Raw genomic sequence first — 4,001 nt, 5'->3', positions numbered from 1 at the left:
TGTTGGAAAACTAAAGAGCCATACAATGAAGCCAAGTATTTAAAAGCATTGAGCGATAGGAATTCCCCATTACTTTTTAAAGAAAAAGCTTGTTAAAGGTCTCAGGGCGTAGACCGGACGTTAGCATCAATGGATTTTCGAGCTGTTTTTAGTGTTCATTAGACGTTGAGCTACCTTATCCTGACAGACAACTAAGCCACCATTGCCGACATTCGGTAGGAATAATTTTGGGGTTGAAACGAATAATTGTGCTCAAGTAGTGCTAATTGTTTACTGATATAAGCCAGAAGCCTTTATTTATCATGATTAGCAAAGGATACTTAATCCTATGGTGATAGTTTGGTGATGAAACAACCTAACTTACCAATCACCAGATACAAAAAAACACTGTCCATAACGACCAGTGTTTTCTAGAATCAAACAATATTAAATTATTAAGATTGTTTCTTAAATCGACGTGATGCTAAACCAATCATTCCTAATGCAAAAATAGCAAGTGTAGATGGTTCTGGTACTACAGTACCATCTTTATATAACATATAATTGATAGGGTTCGAAGTGTTTGGTCCCCAATTATTTTGCCACACTGCCTGGCTTGTCCAATTGTAGTAATCATGGATCACACCGTTAGAACCTATACCTACCAATCCGACTCGACCTATTATACCGTTGTCGTAAGTAAAATGCGTGTAACCAGAACTGTAACCAAATCCGAAATCCAGACTATTCCACCCGGTAATTGTACCGCACACTGTTCCGTACAATAGATTACCATCACACGGAGAACTTGCAACCCCAAGCACCGCATTGTAAAACTCGTCAATTACATCCGCAGTGACTATGGACCAACCATCAAAAGCAGCACCACTTGTCATCAACATATGAGTATCTGCAATGTTAAGGTTAAAAGCATCTAGGCGTGTGTACATTCGTCCAGAATTGGTGTCTGTTATATAATTTGTCTCGGTGTCAGTGGTCAGATAGCCGTGGGTGATTATTCCCGCATTTACAAAAGAGCTAGTAGCTAAAAACAAACCAACAATCACTATATTAAATATTTTAAACTTCATTTGATATTCCTTTGTAACCGTTTTAGGGGGTAGCAGTTATAAGTGAAACGTCATCACATATGCTACTGAGAATGCACAAAACATACCAAACTTAAAATATACAACAATTTCAATACAATGATAATTTATATAATTTTAAATCAAATAACACTGTAAAATAATCTGACACAAAAAACCTCATCAACCAGTTGAATTAATTATCTAATTTTAACAAAATGTAATTAATATTAGTTCCAGTATAAAAACACCTTTAGGTGATTGAATTTCACCCTAAATAAAATATAAACATTTTAAAAATCAGATTTAAACTAGCTAAAACAACCATTTCAGTAGTGTAATTAATTAAAAGCAAGTGGTGCTAATTGTTGTATTTCAACACAGTAACACCGCTATAGACCAGTATTTTCAGTACCTTTTCACCACCTACTAACTGACTTGTAATAGTTGATTTGATATATCATCCGTTGTGAGTGAATTTGAACTCCACTGTCGGCTTTGAGCTTAAACCAGCCCCACAAGTGAGCAGAAAATTTTGGCTAATATTGCCCTAAATATGCTCCTGAATTTGCGAAGGCTTAATGTCTGCAATTGGCTAAGAGAAGCATTCTTCTCTTACATACGCATAATGTCTGCTATTAATAAATTTTAGTGTATCAAGCCATACTTATAGTCCCTTCAAGAAAAGGAGTACTATTATGTATAACAGCAAATCAACTTCACGAAAAACCTGCTGGAATAAAGGCAAATTAGTTGGTCAAAAACTTCCCCTTAAACTCGAAGAAATATGGTCAATTAGGATACGATTAGAGCTGGCAAATAACTTGCGAGAATTAACGATGTTTAATTTGGCTTTAGACTGTAAATTACGCGCCTGTGATTTTATTAAACTAAAAGTTTTGGATATTGCTCATGGAGCTACTATTCAGTCCAGAGCAATGCTTATTCAACAGAAAACAGGTAGTTCAGTTCAATTTGAATTAACCCCTAAAACTAGAAAGTCACTGCAAGAATGGATAGCAAAAAAATCACTTAAGTCTGGTGATTATTTGTTTGGCAGTAGAGTAAAAAAGGATTTTCATTTAACTACTCGTCAATATGCAAGGATAGTTAAAAAATGGATTTCAAGTATAGGTTTAGATCTCACATTATATGGCACTCATACCATGAGGCGAACTAAAGCATCTTTAATCTATAAGAAAACAAAAAATTTGAGAGCAGTTCAAATATTACTTGGGCATACTAAACTAGAGAGTACCGTTCGATATCTTGGCGTTGAAGTAGATGATGCGCTTGAGCTTTCGGAAGCAACCGATATTTAACTCAAACTGAAGGCATGGACGCTTTCTTCAATGATACGATAGCTGACATAAGCCCATGCTTATTTAACTGCGACCATTTCGACAATTATTCGTAAAAGGATACGTTATGTATTGATGATTTTTTGTCAAAAATTATAAAAATCACACCAGTAGTGCTGAATAATCAGTTAAAGTATCTGAAAGCTTTTACACATGTGGCATAACATAGGATTACTAATCCTATGGTGATGGTTTATCAGTGAAATAACCTGATTTACCAATCATCAGATACAAAAAAAACACCAATCACTACAATTGATGTTTTCTAGAATTTACCACAAAGAAGCTATATTAAGATTGTTTCTTAAATCGACGTGATGCTAAACCAATCATTCCTAATGCAAAAATAGCAAGTGTCGTGGGTTCTGGTACTGATGTGGCCTCGTTAAACGTAAACGTTTCCAGTGAATTTACGGTGTACTGGGTTAACGTCTGTTGCCCGTCAACTATATTACCTAAACCTGTGCTCTGTTCTCCAACATAACTACCTACGTAATGGGCATACCCGCCATTGCCAATTTGGCCTGTACCTCCCCATAGGTCGAACCCTCCACCGAACGCCGCGAAGTAATTATTATGATTATATGTAGCTAGGTAGCCTACTGCCCAATTCGCATGCGGGTCGGCTGTTTGGGCTTTTGTATTTGTAGTTAGATTGAATATGAAGTTTTCCCATATCCCATCGCTGTCGCTGGTCCAACCTGATGTGGAACTCCATACATTTGCATTATAGCCCCCTATCAAGTAGTTTTGTCCTGCGTATGTTATGTCGTAGATTGAAACTGTGTTGGATACGCCATCAACCGCACTATGCCAAGAACTTGATGTTGCTCCTGTTGCTCCATACCATACGCTATCCCAGTTTAGATCTCCTTGACCTAACCAATTTTCTAGTTGTGAAGCACCCGCTTCATCAAGCAATACGCTGCTTGAATCAATTACACCTGCATTAACAAAGCCAGTAACAGATAAAACCAAGCCAACAGTAGCAGCCTTTAAAAATTTAAAATTCATTTGATATTCCTTTTAATCCCTTCACAACAGTGTGGAAGATAAATGCTAAAAGTGAAATGTCATCACTTTATAATGTTTGATATAAAGCACAAAACGCGCCAAGTTAACAATATCTAACTATTTCAGACTGATAAGGAATGCAAACCCAATATCTATATCTTATCTGTAAAATATCCGGACACAATAAACTCATCAAGCGATTGATTTTATAATATTAACAAATGTATATTTTATTGGTTTTACGAAGCTTGATTTAAGCGAGAGTTAGGATTCTAAGCTGAAATGTCACTGTCTGGTATGAACTTAAACCAACCCCACAAACAAGCAGTAAATTTTAGTTAAACTTACCCTGAATATGATCATGGTTTATCAAAAGCTAATATCAGCTTATGGCTATCAATTGACCCAAAGAATAATCAGCTGCTATCGTCAGTAAAGATACGAATATAGTCCTTTAAGTCTGAATAAACCTATAATTAGGATGTTCAGATCATGTGCCTATTTCATACGAATATTGATACGATATCATTTCGATGGTTACCGCTTTACTTTCGATGTA

Annotated in this window: 3 protein-coding genes; 1 reads left to right on the top strand and 2 read right to left on the bottom strand. The window is 36.0% G+C overall.

Going from position 1 to position 4,001, the window contains the following annotated elements:
- Positions 1-434: 434 nt before the first annotated feature.
- The gene (locus H4J75_RS20310) at positions 435-1,070 is read right to left on the bottom strand and encodes a PEP-CTERM sorting domain-containing protein (RefSeq protein WP_259366468.1); all 636 of its coding nucleotides are present in this window, start codon (positions 1,068-1,070) and stop codon (positions 435-437) included.
- A 695-nt stretch (positions 1,071-1,765) separates the two neighbouring features.
- Here H4J75_RS20310 and H4J75_RS19360 point away from each other — a divergent pair.
- The gene (locus H4J75_RS19360; protein WP_182223020.1) at positions 1,766-2,389 is read left to right on the top strand and encodes a tyrosine-type recombinase/integrase; all 624 of its coding nucleotides are present in this window, start codon (positions 1,766-1,768) and stop codon (positions 2,387-2,389) included.
- Between the two features lie 330 nt (positions 2,390-2,719).
- Here H4J75_RS19360 and H4J75_RS19355 read toward each other — a convergent pair whose 3' ends face one another.
- Positions 2,720-3,442 (bottom strand): PEP_CTERM-anchored TLD domain-containing protein, encoded by a 723-nt coding sequence (locus tag H4J75_RS19355; RefSeq protein WP_182223019.1) that lies wholly within the window; start codon positions 3,440-3,442, stop codon positions 2,720-2,722.
- Positions 3,443-4,001: the final 559 nt, after the last annotated feature.

The sequence above is a fragment of the Colwellia sp. BRX10-1 genome (genome assembly GCF_014077545.1).
GTDB lineage: Bacteria > Pseudomonadota > Gammaproteobacteria > Enterobacterales > Alteromonadaceae > Colwellia_A.
Note: the sequence above shows the minus strand (reverse complement) of the source record. Positions and strands in the feature narration are given on the sequence as shown.

Excerpts from the sequence above, each read along its gene's own strand:
- H4J75_RS20310 (WP_259366468.1), bottom strand. The coding sequence starts at position 1,070 with ATGAAGTTTAAAATATTTAATATAGTGATTGTTGGTTTGTTTTTAGCT.
- H4J75_RS19360 (WP_182223020.1), top strand. The coding sequence starts at position 1,766 with ATGTATAACAGCAAATCAACTTCACGAAAAACCTGCTGGAATAAAGGC.
- H4J75_RS19355 (WP_182223019.1), bottom strand. The coding sequence starts at position 3,442 with ATGAATTTTAAATTTTTAAAGGCTGCTACTGTTGGCTTGGTTTTATCT.